At 28.9% G+C, this 21,347-nt stretch carries 20 protein-coding genes; all 20 read right to left on the reverse strand.

Features of this window, described 5'->3' with window-relative positions:
* Window positions 1-7: 7 nt before the first annotated feature.
* The 20 genes from fabZ to tgt all read right to left on the reverse strand — a co-directional run bounded on the left by fabZ (window position 8) and on the right by tgt (window position 21,342).
* On the reverse strand, window positions 8-436 hold the full coding sequence (fabZ, locus tag SFBM_RS04415) for a 3-hydroxyacyl-ACP dehydratase FabZ (protein ID WP_005806123.1): 429 nt from the start codon (window positions 434-436) through the stop codon (window positions 8-10).
* An 18-nt stretch (window positions 437-454) separates the two neighbouring features.
* The gene (accB, locus tag SFBM_RS04420) at window positions 455-940 is read right to left on the reverse strand and encodes an acetyl-CoA carboxylase biotin carboxyl carrier protein (RefSeq protein WP_005806122.1); all 486 of its coding nucleotides are present in this window, start codon (window positions 938-940) and stop codon (window positions 455-457) included.
* Window positions 941-943: 3 nt separating this feature from the next.
* Complete coding sequence (gene fabF / locus SFBM_RS04425) at window positions 944-2,182, reverse strand: beta-ketoacyl-ACP synthase II (RefSeq protein ID WP_005806120.1); 1,239 nt, start codon at window positions 2,180-2,182, stop codon at window positions 944-946.
* Window positions 2,183-2,195: 13 nt separating this feature from the next.
* Window positions 2,196-2,936: a 3-oxoacyl-[acyl-carrier-protein] reductase gene (gene fabG, locus SFBM_RS04430; protein ID WP_005806118.1), complete on the reverse strand. Its 741-nt coding sequence runs from the start codon at window positions 2,934-2,936 to the stop codon at window positions 2,196-2,198.
* Window positions 2,937-2,938: 2 nt separating this feature from the next.
* Window positions 2,939-3,880 carry an ACP S-malonyltransferase gene (fabD, locus tag SFBM_RS04435; RefSeq protein ID WP_005806116.1) on the reverse strand — a complete coding sequence of 314 codons (942 nt, stop codon included), beginning with the start codon at window positions 3,878-3,880 and terminating at the stop codon, window positions 2,939-2,941.
* 24 nt (window positions 3,881-3,904) lie between these two features.
* Window positions 3,905-4,882, reverse strand: coding sequence for a beta-ketoacyl-ACP synthase III (locus SFBM_RS04440; protein ID WP_014017964.1), 978 nt, complete (start codon window positions 4,880-4,882; stop codon window positions 3,905-3,907).
* An 87-nt stretch (window positions 4,883-4,969) separates the two neighbouring features.
* Window positions 4,970-6,190, reverse strand: coding sequence for a serine hydroxymethyltransferase (gene glyA / locus SFBM_RS04445; RefSeq protein ID WP_005806112.1), 1,221 nt, complete (start codon window positions 6,188-6,190; stop codon window positions 4,970-4,972).
* Between the two features lie 109 nt (window positions 6,191-6,299).
* Window positions 6,300-8,066 carry an aspartate--tRNA ligase gene (gene aspS, locus SFBM_RS04450; RefSeq protein WP_005806111.1) on the reverse strand — a complete coding sequence of 589 codons (1,767 nt, stop codon included), beginning with the start codon at window positions 8,064-8,066 and terminating at the stop codon, window positions 6,300-6,302.
* Between the two features lie 15 nt (window positions 8,067-8,081).
* Complete coding sequence (gene hisS / locus SFBM_RS04455) at window positions 8,082-9,341, reverse strand: histidine--tRNA ligase (protein WP_007439860.1); 1,260 nt, start codon at window positions 9,339-9,341, stop codon at window positions 8,082-8,084.
* A complete protein-coding gene (locus tag SFBM_RS04460; protein WP_005806108.1) occupies window positions 9,334-9,972 on the reverse strand; it encodes an MBL fold metallo-hydrolase in 639 nt (212 codons plus the stop codon). Before SFBM_RS04460 ends, hisS begins: the two co-directional genes overlap by 8 nt.
* 61 nt (window positions 9,973-10,033) lie before the next feature.
* On the reverse strand, window positions 10,034-12,199 hold the full coding sequence (locus SFBM_RS04465) for a RelA/SpoT family protein (protein ID WP_005806106.1): 2,166 nt from the start codon (window positions 12,197-12,199) through the stop codon (window positions 10,034-10,036).
* Between the two features lie 132 nt (window positions 12,200-12,331).
* Window positions 12,332-12,850, reverse strand: a complete 519-nt coding sequence (locus tag SFBM_RS04470) for an adenine phosphoribosyltransferase (RefSeq protein WP_005806105.1) — start codon at window positions 12,848-12,850, stop codon at window positions 12,332-12,334.
* Complete coding sequence (locus tag SFBM_RS04475) at window positions 12,841-13,680, reverse strand: DHH family phosphoesterase (protein ID WP_005806103.1); 840 nt, start codon at window positions 13,678-13,680, stop codon at window positions 12,841-12,843. Before SFBM_RS04475 ends, SFBM_RS04470 begins: the two co-directional genes overlap by 10 nt.
* A 128-nt stretch (window positions 13,681-13,808) precedes the next feature.
* Window positions 13,809-14,669: a protein translocase subunit SecF gene (gene secF, locus SFBM_RS04480; RefSeq protein WP_005806102.1), complete on the reverse strand. Its 861-nt coding sequence runs from the start codon at window positions 14,667-14,669 to the stop codon at window positions 13,809-13,811.
* On the reverse strand, window positions 14,647-15,951 hold the full coding sequence (gene secD / locus SFBM_RS04485) for a protein translocase subunit SecD (protein WP_005806100.1): 1,305 nt from the start codon (window positions 15,949-15,951) through the stop codon (window positions 14,647-14,649). Before secD ends, secF begins: the two co-directional genes overlap by 23 nt.
* A 44-nt stretch (window positions 15,952-15,995) precedes the next feature.
* Window positions 15,996-17,384 (reverse strand): thioether cross-link-forming SCIFF peptide maturase, encoded by a 1,389-nt coding sequence (gene scfB / locus SFBM_RS04490; protein WP_005806099.1) that lies wholly within the window; start codon window positions 17,382-17,384, stop codon window positions 15,996-15,998.
* Window positions 17,385-17,480: 96 nt separating this feature from the next.
* Entirely contained in the window at window positions 17,481-17,618 is a 138-nt protein-coding gene (gene scfA / locus SFBM_RS04495) for a six-cysteine ranthipeptide SCIFF (protein WP_005806098.1), read from the reverse strand.
* Window positions 17,619-17,875: 257 nt separating this feature from the next.
* Window positions 17,876-19,765, reverse strand: a complete 1,890-nt coding sequence (locus SFBM_RS04500) for a DUF4214 domain-containing protein (RefSeq protein WP_014017965.1) — start codon at window positions 19,763-19,765, stop codon at window positions 17,876-17,878.
* A gap of 130 nt (window positions 19,766-19,895) precedes the next feature.
* The gene (gene yajC / locus SFBM_RS04505; RefSeq protein ID WP_005806095.1) at window positions 19,896-20,201 is read right to left on the reverse strand and encodes a preprotein translocase subunit YajC; all 306 of its coding nucleotides are present in this window, start codon (window positions 20,199-20,201) and stop codon (window positions 19,896-19,898) included.
* A gap of 13 nt (window positions 20,202-20,214) precedes the next feature.
* Window positions 20,215-21,342, reverse strand: coding sequence for a tRNA guanosine(34) transglycosylase Tgt (gene tgt, locus SFBM_RS04510; protein ID WP_007440369.1), 1,128 nt, complete (start codon window positions 21,340-21,342; stop codon window positions 20,215-20,217).
* Between the last annotated feature and the right edge of the window lie 5 nt (window positions 21,343-21,347).

The raw sequence follows: 21,347 nt of genomic DNA on the forward strand, positions 1-21,347 counted from the left end.
CTCCTAACTACTTAATAGCAAACATTATTTCTGCCTCACAAGCAATTTCACCATCTACTTTAGCAACAGCCTCTGCTTTTCCAAAACTAGACCTCATTTTTAAAATTTCGCACTTAAGTTCCAAAACATCCCCCGGAACAACAATTTTTCTAAATTTTATCTTATCTGCTCCAGCAAAAAATGCAATCTTTCCTCTATTTTCTTCACTTGCAAGTATAGCTGCCGCACCTGTCTGAGCCAATGCTTCCAAGATTAATACCCCTGGCATCACAGGTTGATCTGGAAAATGCCCTTGAAAAAAATTTTCATTAAAAGTAACGTTTTTTATTGCAGTAACGGTTTTCTCTGTCATATCTATTATTTTATCTATAAGTAGAAATGGGTATCGATGCGGAATAATCTTTAATATTTCTGTTATATCCAACACTTTTTTCATTTAGAAATTCACCTTCTATTAATTCTTTTTAATCTTAAATAGTTTTTGTCCAAATTCTACCATTTGTGCATTTTTAACCAAAATTTCTATAACTGTTCCTGAAAATTCACTTTCAATTTCATTCATCAGTTTCATCGCCTCTACTATACATACAGTATCACCACATGATATACCCTGTCCTACAGAAATATAAGGCTGTTTCTCTGGAGAGGATGCCAAATAAACGGTTCCAACCATAGGAGAAGTTATGTACTCTATATTTTCTTCAGAAACCTCTTCCTTAACATCATTTGATAAGTTATCAATTACACTATTGATGTCATTTTCAGATCTAATATTATTATTAAAATTAGGTTTAGTAATTTGATTGGTTGAGACGCTATCTAAACGATTTGATTCTTTATCAAGTTTTAAATATAAGTCTTGATAATTTATTTCCATCAAAGAAAGGCTAGAATTATTTATCTTGTCTATCAATTCCATTATTTCTTTAAACGATATCATTCTTTAACCCCTCCATTTCTTGAAAAGCAACACAGCATTATGGCCACCAAAACCCAAAGAATTAGACATTGCGTAATTCACTTCTTTTTTAATACCTTTATTAGGAACATAATTTAAATCACATTCTTCATCTTTAACTAAATAGCTAGCCGTTGGATGTATAAAATCCTCTTCACAAGATTTTACACAAGCTATAGCTTCAACAGCCCCTGAAGCTCCTAAAAGATGTCCAGTCATAGATTTTGTTGAACTTATCTTAAGGTTATATGCATGCTCCTTAAAAACTTCCTTAATAGCAATAGTCTCAACAGCATCATTCATCTTCGTACTTGTTCCATGAGCATTTATATAATCAACCTGATCATAAGATATTCCTGCTTCATCTAAAACATTTTGCATAGCTTTAGCACTCATCTTACCATCTGGCATAGGAGCAGTAATATGATACGCATCAGTAGTAGAAGAATATCCAACTATCTCAGCATAAATATAAGCTCCTCTTTTCTGTGCACTTTCTAAAGTTTCCAATATTAATATACCTGCTCCTTCTCCCATAACAAATCCATTTCTTTCTTTATCAAAAGGTATCGATGCACGTTCTGGATTATCTGTCGTGTTTAAAGCTGTAAGTGCTGTAAAACCACCTAAAGCCAAGCTAGTTATTGCAGACTCACTCCCACCAGTTATACAAATATCCAAATATCCATGTTTTAATAATCTATACGCATCTCCAACTGAATGCGTTGATGTAGCACATGCAGTAACAACGGACTTACTTTCACCCCTAGCTCCATATTTAATAGCGATATTCCCAGCAGCCATATTTATAATTAACTTGGGTATAGTCAATGGAGATAATCTAACAGAATCAGTTTTTTTTAACTTATTTATAACTTCTTCTAAAGTATTGAATCCACCAACTCCCGATCCAACAATAACTCCAAATCTATCTCTATCAATACTTTCCAAATCTAACTTAGAATTTTGAATAGCTTCTTCTGCTGCGTATAATGCAAATGTAGAGTATGGATCCAATCTTGAACATTCTTTTGCATTAAGTCTCTTAGATACATCAAAATTCTTTATTGGGGCTATTACCTTCACTTTATCATTACCAATAATTTTATCTCCTATTGCTTCTATTCCAATAACGCCTTCTTTTGCATTCTTCCAAAACTCTAATACATCATTTCCTATGGGTGTAATAGCTCCCATACCTGTAACAACAACTCTATTATCCATAAAGAACTTCCTCCTACATCACCATTCCGCCATCTACAGTTATAACTTGACCTGTTATATAATCAGACATATTACTAGCCAAAAACACTGCTAAATTTGATACATCTTCGGTTTTACCCATTTTTTTTAATGGTATATGAGATAAAATAGTTTCTTTGACATTATCACCTAATACATCTGTCATATCAGTTTCTATAAATCCTGGAGCTATAGCATTAACATTTATACCTCTTGAACCTAATTCTTTAGCTAAAGATTTAGTCATACCTATTATTCCAGCTTTAGAAGCAGCATAATTAACTTGTCCAGCATTTCCAATAATCCCTATTACTGAACTAATATTTATAATTTTACCACTCTTTTGTCTAAGCATAATACTTGATGCATGCTTAGCACAATTAAACGATCCTTTTAAATTCACATTAATTACACTATCAAAATCTTCTTCTTTCATCCTCATAACAAGTGTATCCCTTGTTATACCAGCATTATTAACCAGAATATCAATTCTCGAAAACTTTTCCTTACAGAAATTCATCAATTCCTCTGCTACATAAAAATCACTCACATCACCTTTATGTAATATTGCAACTCCACCGTTTTGTTCAATCTCTTGTTTTGTTGTTTCTGCACCATTATCATCACTTCTATAGTTTAAAACTACTTTAGATCCTTGCCTTGCAAAATTAATAGCTATAGACTTACCAATCCCTCTAGATGCTCCCGTAACAATAGCAACTTTATCTTTAAGCATGCTTACACCCCACTCAAAACTTTTAAAGATTTGTTCAAAGATGATTCATCTTCAATATTTAATACCGTTACTCTTCTATCTATTTTCTTAACAAAACTTGATAAACTTCTCCCCGGTCCTATTTCAACAAAAGTATCAATTCCCATTTCAATAATTTTCAATATACTATCTTCCCAAAGAACAGAACTCATAATCTGATTGGACAATAATTCACAAATTCTATTTCTATCCATCTTATCTGCCGTAACATTTGATATGACAGGAATATTAAACTCTATGTTAAATTCTGTGTTTTCTAATTCTTTTTTGAATTTCAATGCAGCCTCCTTAAGAAAGCTTGTATGAAATGGAGATTTAATTGGAAGTCTTACACTTCTCAAAGCTCCTCTTTTCTTAAACATCTTATCCGCTATATCAAGTGCAGAAGCCTCACCAGAAACAACGATTTGAGAAGGACAATTATAATTTGCAATTTCCAAATGTCCATAAGACTTAACATCATCTATAACTTGCAATATTTTATCCTTATTTAATCCAATGACTGCCGTCATACCATATGAATTTCCATCCAAAGAATTAACCATAAAATCTGCTCTTTTGTTAACTAATGGAATTGATTTATCGAAATCTAAGATACCAGAACATACAAGTGCTGAATACTCTCCTAGACTCAAGCCAGCAGTACAAGCTGGTCTTATATCTACTAAACCCTTCAAAGCCTCCATTATGGCAATACTAACTGCCAGTATAGATGGTTGCGTTATTTTTGTATCGCTTATTTCATCCATACTTCCATTAAATATTTTATCAGAAATAGAAAATCCTAAAATTTCGTTAGTTTTCTCAAAAACTATTCTCGATTCACTAAAATTTTCATAAAAATATTTTCCCATACCAACATATTGGGATCCTTGACCAGGAAACATAAATGCTACATTCTTCATTACCTATTTCTCCTATGTTACTAATTACCATTTAATTAATACTGAACCATAAGTAAGTCCACCACCAAAACCAACAAGTATAACTAAATCTTCCTTAGATAAAGAACAAGAATTTCCTAATTCACTAAGTGCAATTGCAATACTTGCAGCTGAAGTATTACCATATTTACCTAAATTAGTAAAAAACTTATCTACATCAACTTTTAAACGTTTAGCAGCTGCTTCTATTATTCTTTTATTAGCCTGATGTGGAACAATAAACTTAATATCACCTATAGAAATATCATTATTTTTAAGTAATACATCAATTCCTTCAACCATAGATGAAACCGCAAATTTAAATACTTCTCTACCATCCATATGTATACTAAAATCTATGTCCAACTCTCTATCCATCATAAAATTAGATAAAGGAATAGCCTTAGATATTAAAGAATCTGATTTTTCTCCAACTGATCTCGTATATGTATCAATAATAGCAGACCCATTCTCGGAGCGCTCGATATAAATAGCACCTGCACCATCTCCAAATAATACACAGGTATTCCTGTCTTTCCAATCTATAATTTTCGATAGCACTTCACTTCCTATTACAATAGCATTTCTATATTTTCCACTGCTCAAAAGAGAATCAGTCACAACAATACCATAAATAAAACCTGTGCATGCTGCATTCAAATCAAAAGCTGTAGCATTTAAAGCACCAATACTTTTTTGAACTAAACACGCACATGAAGGTGTATTATTATCTGGGGTAATAGTACAAAAAATAATAAGGTCTATATCTTTAGGATCCTTATTTATTTTATTTAATAAATTTTCTACTGCTCTAATCCCTAATACAGATGTATTTTCTGTAGAAATACGCCTCTCTCTTATACCTGTTCTACTATATATCCATTCATCACTTGTATCAACCATTTTTTCTAAATCATTATTGGTTAAAATTTTATCAGGAACATACATACCCATACCCAAAATGCAATTACGTATATAACTCATTTAAAATCTCCTCAGATTGTAATTAGCATTTTTAGTATATTACATTATAAAATCCATGTCAACTCTCCCAAATTTTTACATTTAAAATTAATATCTAAATAGTGGAAAATGTTTTGTAATATTTTTAACACGTTTTCTAAAATTTTCAACATTATTTCCTTTGCTTTCGATTACACCATCTATTATGTCTGCTATTAATGGCATTTCATGTTCACTAAACCCTCTTGTCGTAATCGCCGCAGTACCAATTCTTATACCACTTGTAATCAATGCCCCCTGTGTATCAAATGGTATACAATTTTTATTAACGGTAATCCCTACATTATCTAATAGTTTCTCACATTCTTTCCCTGTTATATCTTTATTTGTTAAATCAATCAAAATTAAATGATTATCTGTTCCATCAGATACTAGTTTAAAATCTCTCTCTTTTAATTCCTCAGCTAATCTTTGTGAATTCTTAATTATATTTTTTGTATATTCCTTAAAATTATCACTCATAGCCTCTTTAAAACAAACCGCTTTAGCTGCAATCACATGAATTAACGGACCTCCCTGAATTCCAGGAAATATAGACTTATCTACTTTTTCACCATATTCCTTTTTACAAAGTATTGCACCACCACGCGGACCACGTAAAGTCTTATGTGTTGTAGTTGTAACAAAATCTGCATATATTGTTGGATTTTCATGAACACCACCTGCTATAAGACCAGCTATGTGTGCCATATCAACCATCATATAAGCTCCAACAGCATCACAAATTTCTCTAAACCTTTTAAAATCAATTTTCCTAGCATAAGCACTATAACCACAAACAATTAACCTAGGTCTAACTTTTAAAGCTAAGGATTCAACTTCATCATAATCGATAACTCCTGTTCCCTTATTCACACCATAAAACTTAAAATTATAAGTTTTACCAGAAAAATTAACTGAACTTCCATGAGTTAAATGTCCACCATGACTTAAGTCCATAGATAAAATGGTATCATTATGTTTCAAAACTGAAGAATAAACAGCCATATTAGCTTGTGATCCAGAATGTGGCTGTACATTTACATGTTCAGCATCAAACAATAATTTCATTCTCTCTATAGCTAGACTTTCAATCTTATCTACAACTTCACATCCACCATAATATCTTTTATTTGGATAACCTTCAGCATATTTATTCGTTAAAATTGTTCCCATAGCATGTAAAACATCATTGCTAACAAAATTTTCAGATGCAATAAGTTCTATATTATTAATTTGCCTATCTTGTTCATCTAAAATCAAATTAGCTATTTCTCTATCTATTATCATTAATATCATCTCCCATATTTTGTTATAAAAAATAAATGCTATGCTAACATATCACTTTATTAAAGCAATTACATTAAACATAGCATTCTATTCAATAAATTTATAAACTTTATTCTTTTATATATATCCCTAGTTCATGTAGTTGAATATCGCCAACTCTACTAGGTGCATTTGATAACAAACACTCCGCTTTCTTATTCTTTGGAAAAGCCATAACATCTTTTATGTCAATAACATTAGCTAAAAACATGACAATCCTATCAAGACCAAAAGCAATTCCTCCATGTGGTGGAGTCCCATATTTCAAAGCCTCTACAAAAAAACCAAATTTTTCATTTATCTCACAATCTGACATACCCAATGCTTCAAACATTTTATTTTGAACTAAGTCATTATGTATTCTTATACTACCACCTCCAATTTCTTCACCATTTAAAACCAAATCATAAGCTTTAGCTCTAATCTTAGAATATTCTTTGGTATCAAAATATTTAATATCATCTTCATTAGGCATAGTAAACGGATGATGAGAAGCATAATATCTGCCATCTTCTTCGCTATATTCATATAATGGAAAATCTTTTACCCATAAAAACTTAAACTCCGTATTATTATTAAGTATCCCTAACATATTTGCAAGCTCAATTCTTAATGCGCCTAACGCACCTAATACAGTTTTCTTTACCCCTGGAATTATAAATAAACAATCATTATTTTTCAATTTATATTTTCCTACAATTTTAATTTTATCCTCATCACTTAAAAATTTATTTATTGAAGATATCACTTGATCTTCTTTATACCTTATATAGATTAATCCTTTAGCATTAAAATGATCTTTAACAAAACAATTAAGAGTATCTAATTGTTTCCTTGTAAAATCAACATTTTCAGCTTTTATAGCTCTAATTTCCAAATTATTTTCTATACACTCTTTAAACATTAAAAATTCTGAATTAATAAAATCATGTTTAACATCTATAATTTCCATATCAAATCTCAAATCCGGCTTATCTGTTCCATATTTTTCCATGCATTCATCATAACCTAACTCAATAAATTTATCTACAATATTTAAATTAAGTGTAGAATTAAAAACATGTTTGATAAGTAACTCCATTTTATTTTTAATATCTGTTTCATCAACAAAACTCATCTCAATATCAATTTGAATAAATTCAGGTTGCCTATTTGATCTAAGATCCTCATCCCTAAAACATGTAGCAACCTGATAATACTTATCAAATCCACTTACCATTAACAATTGTTTATATATTTGTGGAGATTGTGGCAAAGCATAAAAATTACCATTATTAATTCTACTAGGAACCAAAAAATCTCTTGCTCCCTCTGGTGTACTTTTATTTAATATTGGCGTACTCATTTCTATAAATCCATCATTATGTAAAAATTCTCTAAATGCATTAAGTGCTTCACTTCTAAGTTTAAATATTTCTTGATATTTATTATTCCTCAGGGAAATATATCTATATTTAAATTTCAAACTATCATTAACATCAAAACCATCTTCAATCATAAAGGGCAATTGTTCTGATTTTGAGTAAACTTCTATATTGTCGCATATAACCTCAATATCACCATTTTTAATCTGTGTATTTTTTGATTCCCTCTCCTTAACAATTCCTCCAACCTTTATACAATACTCCGACTTTAAAGAATCTCCAATGTCAAATATAGGACTACCTTCCTTAAATACAATCTGTACAATCCCTTCTCTATCTCTTAAATCAACAAATATAAGGGATCCTAAATTTCTCTTTCTATTTACCCATCCTTCTAATATTACTCGTTGATTTAAATATTGTTTATCAATTAATCCACAATATTCTGTGCGATGTAATTTCTCAAATTTCATAAAAGTGTAATCCCCTTATAAAAAATATTTTTGTATCTCTTTATCATTATTTAAATTTAAAATAGTTACTTCACTAGTATCCATATTCTTTATCTTAATCATACCAGTATACAATTCATCTCTACCTATAACTACTATATTTTTAGCATTTATCTTATTAGCATACTTCATCTGTTGCTTAAAACTTCTATTTAAACAATCTGTATCACATTTAATATTAAATTTTCTTAATTTATTACATATTTTTAGAGCATCAGTTTTATACTCTTCGCTATGATTAATTACAAATAAATCAATTCTATCATCTTTTACATACCTATATAAATTATCACCTAGCGATAGTAAAAGTCTCTCAATCCCCATTCCAAAACCAACAGCAGGACAATCCTTTCCACCAAGTTCTTCTATTAAATTATTATATCTTCCTCCACCGCATAGAGTTGTATTCGATTCATCTACTATCTCAAATACAGTTCTAGTATAATAATCCAATCCTCTAACAATACTACTTTTTACTTCAAAATCAACATTAAACATATTCAGGTATAGTTGAACATCATTAAAGTGTTTAGTGCAAGTTTGACATATGTAATCAAGTATACTAGGAGCATCTTCTAAAAGCATATTTTTACATTCTTCATTTTTACAATCCAATATCCTTAATGGATTTTTTTTCAATCTTTCTTGGCAAATACTACATAAATTTTCACTAATACCTTCCAAGAATTTTTTAAATTTTTGGTTATAAATACTTCTACATTCATCACACCCTAAAGAATTTATATATACCTTAATATTTTTCAAATTAAGGTCATCATATATACTATATGCCATACTTATAATCTCTGCATCAGATATAGGTGAATCAGTTCCAAATATCTCAACTCCAAATTGATGATGTTGTCTTAATCTTCCTTTTTGCACATTTTCATATCTAAATACAGGTGTTATATAAAATAACTTCGTTGGTTGAGGATTTGAATACATACCATGTTCAATAAACGATCTTATAGTAGGAGCAGTACCCTCAGCTTTTAACGTTATACTTCTATTTCCTTTATCATTAAAAGTATACATTTCCTTTTGTACTATGTCCGTTGTATCACCAACACCTCTTAAAAACAAATCTGTATATTCAAATATCGGTGTCCTTATTTCTTTAATACCATATATTCTAGCTTTATTCCTTAAAAAGTTTTCTATATATTTCCATATGTAAGTTTCCCAAGGCAAACAATCCTTTGTTCCCTTGGGTGATTTAATAATTTTATCCATCCAAATTTTCATCTCCTAATATATCTCTTAAAAACCTATTATTAATTTTTTCTTCTCCTATGCTACTTTCCTCACCATGACCTGGATAAACTATCGTATCATCTGGTAAGCTAAATAATTTAAATCTAATGCTCTCTATAATCGTATTAAAATCTCCACCATACAAATCAGTCCTTCCTATTGTTCCCTTAAAAAGAGTATCACCAGTAAAAAGCAAATCATCAATCCTATAACTTACACTTCCAAGAGTATGCCCGGGAGTAGCTATTACTTCCACCTCAAAACTATCAAAATTTAATATCAAATTATCGTATACAGGATTTATATTATATAATTTTGTAAATAAATATGGCTCATCATATTGAGATTGTAAATCTGGTAGAGACATAAAAAATGTTGTGTTAAAATGACGTTGTATATACTCTACTCCCATAGTATGATCAAAATGTCCATGTGTAAGTAATCCATATTTTATATTTAAATTAAGATTATTTTTCTCAATGTAGTTAACTAATTCTTTACCATCCCCACAATCAATAATGATTGTATTATTATCAGCCGTGTTATGAACCAAATAACAATTACACTCATAACTCCCTAACGGAACTCTATAAACATTAATACCACTCACAATTTGCCCTCCAAAATAGCATGATCAAAAATTTAATATTAATTATTATTATATATTATAACTAATTACTATTTGTATTCGGTCTAAAGACGTTAAATACTCCCTTAACCCCTCTTAAAGAAGCAATTAATTTGTCAAGTTTTTCTCTAGAATCAATATTAATCCTAATATCTGCCTTAGATATTTCGGAATCTACTTCTCTAAAATTAATACTTTTAATATATACATTAAAACTCTTAACAACTTTTGAAATGTCTTCAATTATAAATGATGTTACATTTCTAAAAGTCACACAAATATCTACATCATATTTTCTATTATTAATATAATACCACTCTATATTTATAATTCTTTCTTTATCTGAACATTTAATTGCATTTTGACAATCTTTTCTGTGTACAGTTATTCCCTTACCTCTAGTTATAAATCCAACTATATCATCTCCACAAACTGGAGTACAACATTTAGCAAATTTAGTTAATAAATTACTTTGCCCCTCTATTAATACTTCATTTTTATAACTAGATTTAGGTGAAGTATGGTGCTGCTTATATTCTATGTTAGAGTAATCTTTTTTATCAGTTTTCTTGTCGATGAAATTTTCTGATGACAAATCAGTTATCTTAGATAAAACAGTATGAAATGTTATATTCCCTGTTCCTAAACTAAAGTATAACTCATCTAAGTTAAATACAGATAGAGACTTTAGAAGTTTATTAATATATACATCATTTAAACGTATAGACCTTTTCTTACATTCCTTTTCAAATAAATATTTACCTCTAGCTATATTGTCCTCCTTAGCTATTTTATTAAACCATTGACGTATTTTACTTTTAGCATGATTACTTTTAACAAACCCTAACCAATCTATACTAGGACCTTTCATTTGCTTAGAAGTAATAATCTCAACTATGTTTCCTGTTTCCAGTATATGATCTAAAGTAACCATTTTTTTATTAACTCTAGCCCCTTCACACCTATACCCCACATCCGTATGAATTCTAAAAGCAAAATCTACAGGAGTAGATCCAATAGGCAAAGATATAACTTTCCCTTCAGGGGTAAAAACAAATATTTCTTGGAATATCAAATCTGTTTTAAAATTTTCCATAACTTCTGTAGGATTTTTTGTCTCAGTAAGCCACTCTACAACTTCTCTAATCCATACAAATTTTTCATCAAAACTATCCTTTGTATCTGTTTGCTCCTTATATTTAAAATGTGCCGCTATTCCTAATTCTGCAACTTTATGCATTTGTTTAGTCCTAATCTGTATTTCAAAAGGTTTCCCGCTTTTAGTAAGAACTGTTGTATGAAGCGATTGGTAATTATTCGACTTAGGCATTGCTATATAATCCTTAAACTTATTAGAAATCGGATTATACTTTTCATGTGCTAAACCTAAAGCTATATAACAATTCTTTATATTATCAACAATAACTCTTATAGCTATCAAATCAAAAATTTCATCTATAGTTTTATTCTTCTGAATTAATTTTTTATATATACTATATAAATGTTTGGGCCTGCCTTCAATAATAGCATTTACATTAGATTCGCTTAAGACTTCTTTAAACTCCGTTATTATTTTATTAGTTAACTTTTCCCTATCATCCCTTTTTTCAGAAACCAATTTAGCTATTTTATAATATTCATCTGGATTCAAATATCTAAAAGATAAATCTTCTAATTCCCATTTTATTTTGCTTATTCCTAATCTATGTGCTAAGGGTACAAATATATTTAATGTTTCTTTAGACTTCTCCTGTTGTTTATGTTCAGATAAATATTTTAAAGTTCTCATATTATGAAGCCTATCAGCGAGTTTAATCAAAATAACCCTAATATCTTTTGTCATAGCCATTAACATTTTTCTAATATTCCCCGCTTGTGCTTCTTCTTTTGTCTTATAATTTATTTTATCTAATTTAGAAACACCTTCAACCAGAATAGCAACCTCCTCACCAAAAGTTGTCGCTATATCTGAATATGTGAATTCAGTATCTTCAATAACATCATGTAAAAGTCCACCTATTATAGTATTTACATCTAAATTCATTTCTGATAGAATATACGCAACTTCAAGAGGATGTACAATATAAGGCTCGCCATCTATTCTTTTTTGATTTATATGTGCATTAAAAGCAAAATTAAACGCTGTTATTATTGAATCTCTATTTTCACTGCTTAATCTACTTATTATAGATTCTAATTTCTGATACATAATAGCCCCCTTGAAAATATAGCAATTTAGGGAGATCAAATTCTATTGAAACTCCCTGAAAATATGTATTAACTTATAAACACAAACAATATTTATTTAGACAATTATAATATATATACTACAGAATTACAACTATACATCATACTTTACAAATGAATGTACATTATATCCTTTTAATATATCCCTGCCACCAATCTTCTCCAACTCTATGACAAAGTCTAACTCTACAACTTCTCCTCCAGCTTTTTCAACAAGTTCTGCCACAGCTTTAATTGTACCACCTGTTGCTAATAAATCATCAATTATAGCAACTCTAGGATTATTCTTCAACGCATCTTTGTGCATCTCTAAGGTATCTTTCCCATATTCCAAGTCATAACTAACTCCTATAGTATCACCAGGTAGCTTACCCTTTTTTCTTACAGGTACAAATCCTATTCCTAAAGCATACGCAACAGGTATTCCAAATATAAATCCTCTAGCTTCTGGAGCAACTATTAAGTCTATCTTCTTATCTTTTAAATTACTTACCATTAAATCTATAACATACCTAAATATCTTACCATCCTGTATAATGGTTGTTATATCCTTAAAGCTTATTCCTTTTTTAGGAAAATCTTCGATAATTCTTATACTTTCCTTCAAATCCATGATTTTTCCTCCAATTTACAATTTACCTCTTTAATTAGATACTTACAAATTTGATTAGCCTTTAGAGAATTTGATACTGTAAGCAATTCAACTATTAATCTAGCATTTGTAACTTTATTTTTATTTATATACTCGGGGTCAATAAAATTAATTAACTCGTTAATAGTTATATTATTAGAACTAATTTTAACTAACTCACGCAATCCATAATTCTTAGTATTTTTCAAAAAATACGATCCTTCTTTTAAAAGTTTATAATTCTCACCATATACCTTAACATTGTCATTAAATAAACTTATAAAAACTAAATCCAAAAACTTAACCATACTTTTCAAATTATAAAATCTACTTATGCCCTCCAAAATTTTATAAGTTAAAGCTGGTAGTGTTAAATCCTTAAATGAATATACACAATCATCTGAATATGGGTTTATTAGTATATATTTTGAAGAATTTACTGTATCTTTCTCTTTATTGGAAATATTTATAATCTTTATAGGTGAATCTATTTCTATAATCTTATTTAATGAAAATACTATATCTACTCTCATAAGTTCGATGTGTTCATTAAATCCATCTATATCAAACTCTTGATCATCATCATAAATATAATGATACACATTCAATTTCAAATACCTCAATGCTAACATCAAAATAGATGTAGATAATACACCATCCAATGTTCCTGGAGCATAAATCAATATATTAGTATGCTTACTAATCACATCATCAATTATATCAATTACTTCTTTGATACCATTAATTTCAAAAGGATTATAATTATCACCAATATATCCCTTTTCCAAAACAAGATTACGATAATCTACCATAAATATAATCCTCCAAATCATTAGAAAAACAAATTTAATTATAGTTTACAACGTTAATTTTTACAATATATTTAACAAAAATAATAGATAGATTAATTTATTAAAATAATCTATCTATGTTACAACACTTATTTATTTAATTTATTATCTTTTTTAGAAGCTAACATCGACCACAATGGGGTAGCAATAAAAATAGATGAATATGTACCTGAAATTATTCCAATTAGTATAGGAAATGAAAACTCTCTTACATTAGGCACAAAAATATAAACGCAAAGTATAATAATAATCGTTGTAATAGATGTGTTTATACATCTAACTAAACTTTGTTTTACACTTAAATCTGCAATATACCTATTTGATTTTCCCGAATGCAATTTCTTATTTTCTCTTATCCTATCAAATATAACTATGGTGTCATTAATTGAATACCCAACTATTGTTAATATTGATGCTATAAATGGAGAATTTATAGGTACCATAAATATAGAATACGCACTTAATGTTATCAAAACATCATGTATTAATGCTACCACAGCAGCTATACCAAAATAAATTTCAAACCTAATAATTATGTATACAAGCATCACTATAGTTGCTATTAATAATGCTATTAATGCTCTTATAGTAAGTTCTTTACCAATAGATCCACTTATTTCTGTTTGAGATAATAATGCGGAATCTTCTAACGAATATTTATCTTTAAGTTCATTAAAAAAACTAGCTACCTCATCAGTTTCAAAATTCTTACCCCTCACTTCTATTTGAGTCCCATTCACTTTTTTCGAAACTGCATTTTGAGAATATTTCTTCAATATCTCATCTACTTCTAACTTATCAAATTCCTTACCAATATCTATTAATACCGTAGTTCCTCCAACAAAATCAATACCTATATTGATCCCTCTATAAAAAAATAGAGCAACCCCTATTAATATGGTAATTATAGATATAGAAAACCATACTTTATACTTTTTCGTTATGTTCATCTATAATCACTCCTTCACTTTTCTTATGTTCATTTTCATTAAATCCATAACTCCTTTTAGACCTTAATCCCATATTATAGAAAAGCTCAATCAAAAATCTAGTTATAACTATAGAACTAAACATACTTAGAACTATACCTATTAATAAAGTTGTTGCAAAACCTTTTACACTACCTGTACCAATAAAATATAAGACTAGACCAGCTATTATAGTTGTAATATTAGAATCTAGGATAGAATTCATAGCTTTATCAAAACCAATTTTGATAGATATTTTAACTGATTTTCCTTTTTTTAATTCTTCTCTTATCCTCTCAAATATCAAAATATTAGAATCAATAGCCATTCCCAAAGTTAGTAATATACCCGCTATACCTGGCAATGTTAAAACAGCACCTATAAGTGCAAATACAAATAAAAATAAAATCATGTAAATTGCTAAAGAAAATACAGAAAGAATTCCGGGAAACCTATATCTAATAAACATAATAATTAATATGAAAATGAATCCTATTAAACCAGACTTTATTGTATTTGGGAGAGATTCTGCCCCCAACGTCGGACCAACCTTATTCACGGATATAGTCTTAAGTGTAACTGGCAATGCTCCTGATTGAATAATACTTGCAATTTTATTAGCCTCTTCGAAACTCATCGAACCTTCTATTATTGCTTCTCCATCAGTTATTTGAGTATTAACCACAGGTTTTGTTAATACTTGATCGTCCATGCTTATCTCTATAGTTTTATTTATATTATTCCCTGTAGCTTCAGCAAATTTCTTTGTTCCTTCATCCGTGAATTTTAATTGTATTATTGCTTTCCCATCCTGCGTTAAAACTGCAGTGGCATTTTTAACATCATTACCAGTAAGCAGTACATTTCCTTCTTCATTTTTAAAATTTAACTGACCTGTAGATGTAAGAGTTTTAACTATATCATTAGAATCAAATTCGCCTGCAAGATCGATTCTTATACGATTACTCCCCTCTATAGTAACAACAGGTTCACTCAATCCAAATTTATTAACTCTTAAAGATAATAACTCTCTAGTATTTTGAAGTGTTTCTTTAGTTATATTTTCATCAACTATCTCTTGTAAAACAGAAACTCCACCTTGAAGATCTAGTCCCTTTTGTATAGAATCATTAAAATTTTTAAATTTGTATCCTGAAATTTCAAATCCTTTAAATCCCCAAAATGTACAAAATAAAAATAATAATAACACTAAAATAAAAATAAATAGCGAGGATCCTTTCGAAGTAAGTTTATCTTTTTTCACAATATACCTCCTCAAATAAACTTATCTCTATAGTAATAATTTTATTAGTTAGTTACTTTTTCTTTAGATTTTTCATAGGCCTTCAATGCTATGGCCATTTCAATTCTTTTTTTCTGCAATGCACATCCTATCTTATATGGGCTTAATATTGAATTTGTAAATTCATGATTATTAGCCTGACAACCACCACTACAATAAAACCTTGCCCAACACTTATTACAATCTTCTTTTTTATATATGTTAGCATCTTTGAACTCACTTACAATCTGTGGTTCTGTTATTTTATCCTTATATAAAGAATTAATATTTCCAATAATAAACTCTTTCTTGCCAACAAATTGATGACATGGATAAATATCTCCACTTGGAGTAATAGCTATATATTCAAATCCAGCACCACATGCAGAAACTCTTTTATAAACACAAGGACCGCCTTGCAAATTTATATTATAATGATAAAAATTAACATTCTTACCTTTATCAATAGAGTCCCTTAAATATCTATAAATTTTATCATATTCATCATAAATTTGCTCTAAATCTTCAAAACGTATAGATATTTCTGTATCTTCCTTAACAACAACTGGTTCAAGAGAAATTTCTTTAAATCCCTTATCAGCTAGATGTAAAAAATCATTTGAAAAATCCAAATTTTGATGCGTATAAGTACCCCTTACGTAATACTCTTTCCCTTCCTCTCTTCCTTCCACAAGTTTCTTAATCTTATCAATTATAATATCATAAGAGCCTGTTCCTACTGCTGTTAATCTCATATTATCATTTACTTCTTTTCTACCATCTATTGACAATATTATATTTTTCATATTCTTATTTAAATATTCAATAATTTCATCATTTAATAAAATCCCATTTGTTGTTAAGGTAAATCTTATATTTTTATTGACCTTTTTCTCTATGCTTCTTGCATACTCAACTAATTGTTTTATCATATCAAATGCCATAAGCGGTTCACCACCAAATAAATCAACTTCAATATTATATCTTGGTCCACTTTGACTTATCAAAAAATCCAATGCTCTCTTGGCAACATCCAGAGTCATAATTTCCCTTTTACCCTTGTACTCTCCCTCATCAGCAAAACAGTATTTACACTTTAAATTACAATCATGAACAACATTTAAACACATGGCCTTCATATATTCTTGTTCATTATTTATTTTAACTTTTTCTTCATACATATCTTTAGTATATAATATATTATCACTAATTAACTCTTCTATCTCTGATAAAACTTCCTCTAAATCAGCTTCAGAATATTTATTTTCAAACCTTCTAACAGCCTCACTTAATGTAAGAGGCTCGTTCGCATCTAATACATCATAAGTAATCTCATCAATTTCCATAAGAGACCCTGTATTAACATCCAAAACATATCTGAAATCATCTATAAAAAATTTATGAATTAACTCCATAATACTATCTATTCCTCCATATCATATAAAAAATAAATAGACCGATCAAATCAGCCTATTAAAATAATCTCAAAAAATAATCTATATATACCTCACTTATTTTTCACAAACTATATTAGCTACTGTGCACGAAGTCTTACATGCAGATTGACAAGAATTTGCACATTCCTTACAATTTGTATCTTTTAATGTATCTTTTATTGTATTTTTAACCAAAATTTTAATATGTTTCACTAAACTTACCTCCCAAAATGAACTCCGGAAAATTATAACATATTTGTTTTCTAAAATCTAGAATTATTATTTTTTATAAAACCTCCTTATAGCATAAAAAAGTTCGATAGAATTACAATTCTATCGAACTACGAACATTTATTTAAAATATCAATTCTATTATCTTACTCGATAAATTATTATTCAAATATTCGTCCTTTGCTGAAAAAAATCTTTGTTAAATAACTATTCACATCTTTTGGTAAATCCTTTATTATTTACCACATTCTCCTATCAATATTAGATTTAAATAATTCTTTACATCTATTGATAAATTCTTCTTCGTTAACCATTCTATTAGCAATTTGTGATAAAGATACTGATTCAGTATTTCCATTAGCAAGTAAAGAATTATACTCATCTAACCAAAATTTCAAACCTTCTTCATCAGGATTTCTTCCTAAAATTACTCCATAAAACGCTTCTATCTTTTCTTCTGCTGTATCGTATCTATCTATAAATTCTTTTTCAGTCAAAATATTCAATACAAAAGTTTGAGGAGATACAGTTTTACTTTCGATGTTTTTATACCAATATGCAAAACCCACTTCATCTGGATGTCTACCCATAGATTTTTTATACACATCTACTACAAACTCCCCAATTGAATTCCTAGGCATACCAGCTCTAAAAAATGTAATATTCACAATTTTTTTTACATTCTTATTATCTACATAAGTAAGAGACAAATTTTTATATTCCTTGTCTGGAACAAGACCTTCTAATTTAAGTATTGATCCGTCAAAAGATACGCTTATACCCTCAATACCAACTGAAAAATCTTTTCCTGTCTTAAAACTTTCTAGTAAAGATTCATCAGTAATATTAACTGCTATGCTTACATCATTCAATCTCACTACATCAGAAGATAGTATACTAATTATACGATTATTAGAACTTTCACTACCCATATCTGAAAGAGTTTCAAAAGTTTCTTTTGAAATCTCATTTCCTAAATTATCTCTTAAAGTAGCAGTATAAGTTGTATTAGGTAACAAATTATTTATCGTATAAGATTTTCTATCTCCTTCTTTTCCTTCTAATATAAGCATTTCTTTAATAATTCCTGAACCATCTTTAATCTCAAGAGTCAATGGATACTGCCTCTTCCCATTTTTATCATTACCATTTGTACCAAAAAAAACACTTAAACTTACACTATCATGCGTTAAATTTGCACGCTCTAAATTAAAAGTATTAAAATTTAAAATATTAGCATATATAATAAACTGATTTTCTTGTTCATCAGTATAGTCAATATCAGGTATTAAATTATAAGTATATCCCCCATCTAAATCGATTATTTTTCCATCTTCTACAGATTTAAATTCCATATTTCCTGATTTTTCAAGATCTAAGTTCATAGTACCCATATGTTTTTGAGTAGAAAGGAAACACTGAATAAGTAAATTCAAATTATTAGAAAAATCAACAGGTGATTTTAATACAGCAGACATATCTATATAATCTTGTCCAACAATCTTCGATGTGGATTCCACAACAAAATTATTATTACTAGATACTGGATTTAAAAAACCATTAAAAATTTTATTTGAAGTAAATACTAGCTGCACATTATCTACTCTATCAATTATAGGTTGATCTATTAAATCATTTTGAATCTCTATACCTTTAATATTAATAGGAGTATTCAAGGTTTCTGCTTTTAATAAAGATCCCTCTTTTCCCCCACCTCTAATTATTCTAAATCTATTCGGATCATTAACTATAAGATCAGCTTCTATTACTAAAATTCCTTTTCCATAAATTTCAAAATTGATATAATCTTCATTATTAATTTTTGCTTTAATAGCTTCTATAATCTTTTTAGTTAACTTAAACTGCTCGGTAACTGCAAATTCTGAATGCTCACTCAAATATTTAATAAACTCTTCTTCTGTTGTAGCACTATTAACCAATATCGGACCCTCTTCACTCGGTAATGGTTTAGATTCTTCACTTTCATTACTATCTCCATCTCTTAATAGAATAGATCTAAGATTGACATTTTTAAAATCTTTTGATTCTACATTATGTGAAAAATTAGGACATAAAAACGCAATTGAAACAATAGCTAAAACTAATTTTAGAATTTTTTTAGATAACATATATCTTCTCCTTAAACTAAAATATAAATCACATAAATATTGTAATATATTTGTAAACTTTTTTCAATAACAATTTAAAACACTTATAAAATAAAAGAGGACATTAAAACAACAAACATCCTCTTTTAAACTACGAATTATCAGATTTAATATCAATCTTTTCTACAGACTCAACTACTATAGTTCCTATAGAATTTTTCAAAAAAGTCATTCTTGTCCTATCAGGAGCAGTCTCTAAAACAACCTCATTTTTATCATTATCTATAGATATAACCTTAGCAACAACTCCACCTCTAGTAATAACCTTATCATTAACTTTTATATTATCAAGCATCGATTGATACTTCTTTCGTCTTCTCGTCTCTGGAAGTATCATTATTACATACAAGATTATTAAAAATCCTATAGGTATAAGTAGATTAACAAAAGAACTCATAAAAAATCTCCTTTTAGCGTATTCCCCATTCTCTAAACTTTTGATTCTTAAATGCAGAGAATTGATTTAATTCAATAGATTTTCTAATTTCTTCTAATAGTTTATTATAAAAATTCAAATTATGCAATACACATAATCTCATAGCAAGCATTTCTTTAGCCTTAAATAAATGGCGTATATATGCTCTAGAATAATTTTTACATGCCTCACAAAAACATTTTTCATCAATAGGATTATCATCAAGTTCAAATTTTTTATTGGTCAAATTAACTTTACCTGTACTAGTAAAAACTTGACCATGTCTACCATTCCTCGCTGGCAATACACAATCAAAAAAATCTACCCCCCTGTATACTGCCTCTAGAATATTTTCAGGTGTACCTACACCCATCAAATATATAGGTCTATCTACGGGCAAATATGGTACCACTTCCTCTATAACGTTATACATTTCCTCTTTGGTTTCCCCAACTGCTAGTCCACCTATAGCATAACCAGATAAGTCCAAATCAGATATCTCTTTCGCATGCTCAATTCTTATATCATTATATATTCCACCCTGATTAATCCCAAATAACAACTGTTTACTATTAATAGTATCCGCCATATTATTTAACATATTTAATCTAGTTATGCACCTCTTTAACCATCTAGTAGTACGGGAAACAGAATTAATAACATAGCTTCTCTCAGATGGATTTGGTATGCATTCATCAAAAGCCATAGCTATAGTTGAGGCTAAATTACTTTGTATTCTCATGCTCTCTTCTGGACCAATAAAAATCTTTTTACCATCTAAATGCGAATTAAACTCTACTCCATCTTCTGTTATTTTCCTTAAATTAGAAAGCGAAAAAATCTGAAAACCACCTGAATCAGTTAAAATCGGCTTATCCCAATTCATAAATTTATGTAAACCACCTAATTTTTTCACATTTTCATCACCAGGTCTAATATGTAAATGATAAGTATTAGATAATTCTACTTGACAATTTATTTTATTTAAATCTACTGTCGAAATAGCCCCTTTAATCACACCCAAAGTTCCTACATTCATAAAAACTGGAGTCTGTATTATACCATGTACTGTTTTAAATTCACCACGTCTAGCCCTACCATCTACATTTAACAATCTATACATAATCA

The sequence above is a fragment of the Candidatus Arthromitus sp. SFB-mouse-Japan genome (assembly GCF_000270205.1).
Lineage (GTDB): Bacteria > Bacillota > Clostridia > Clostridiales > Clostridiaceae > Dwaynesavagella.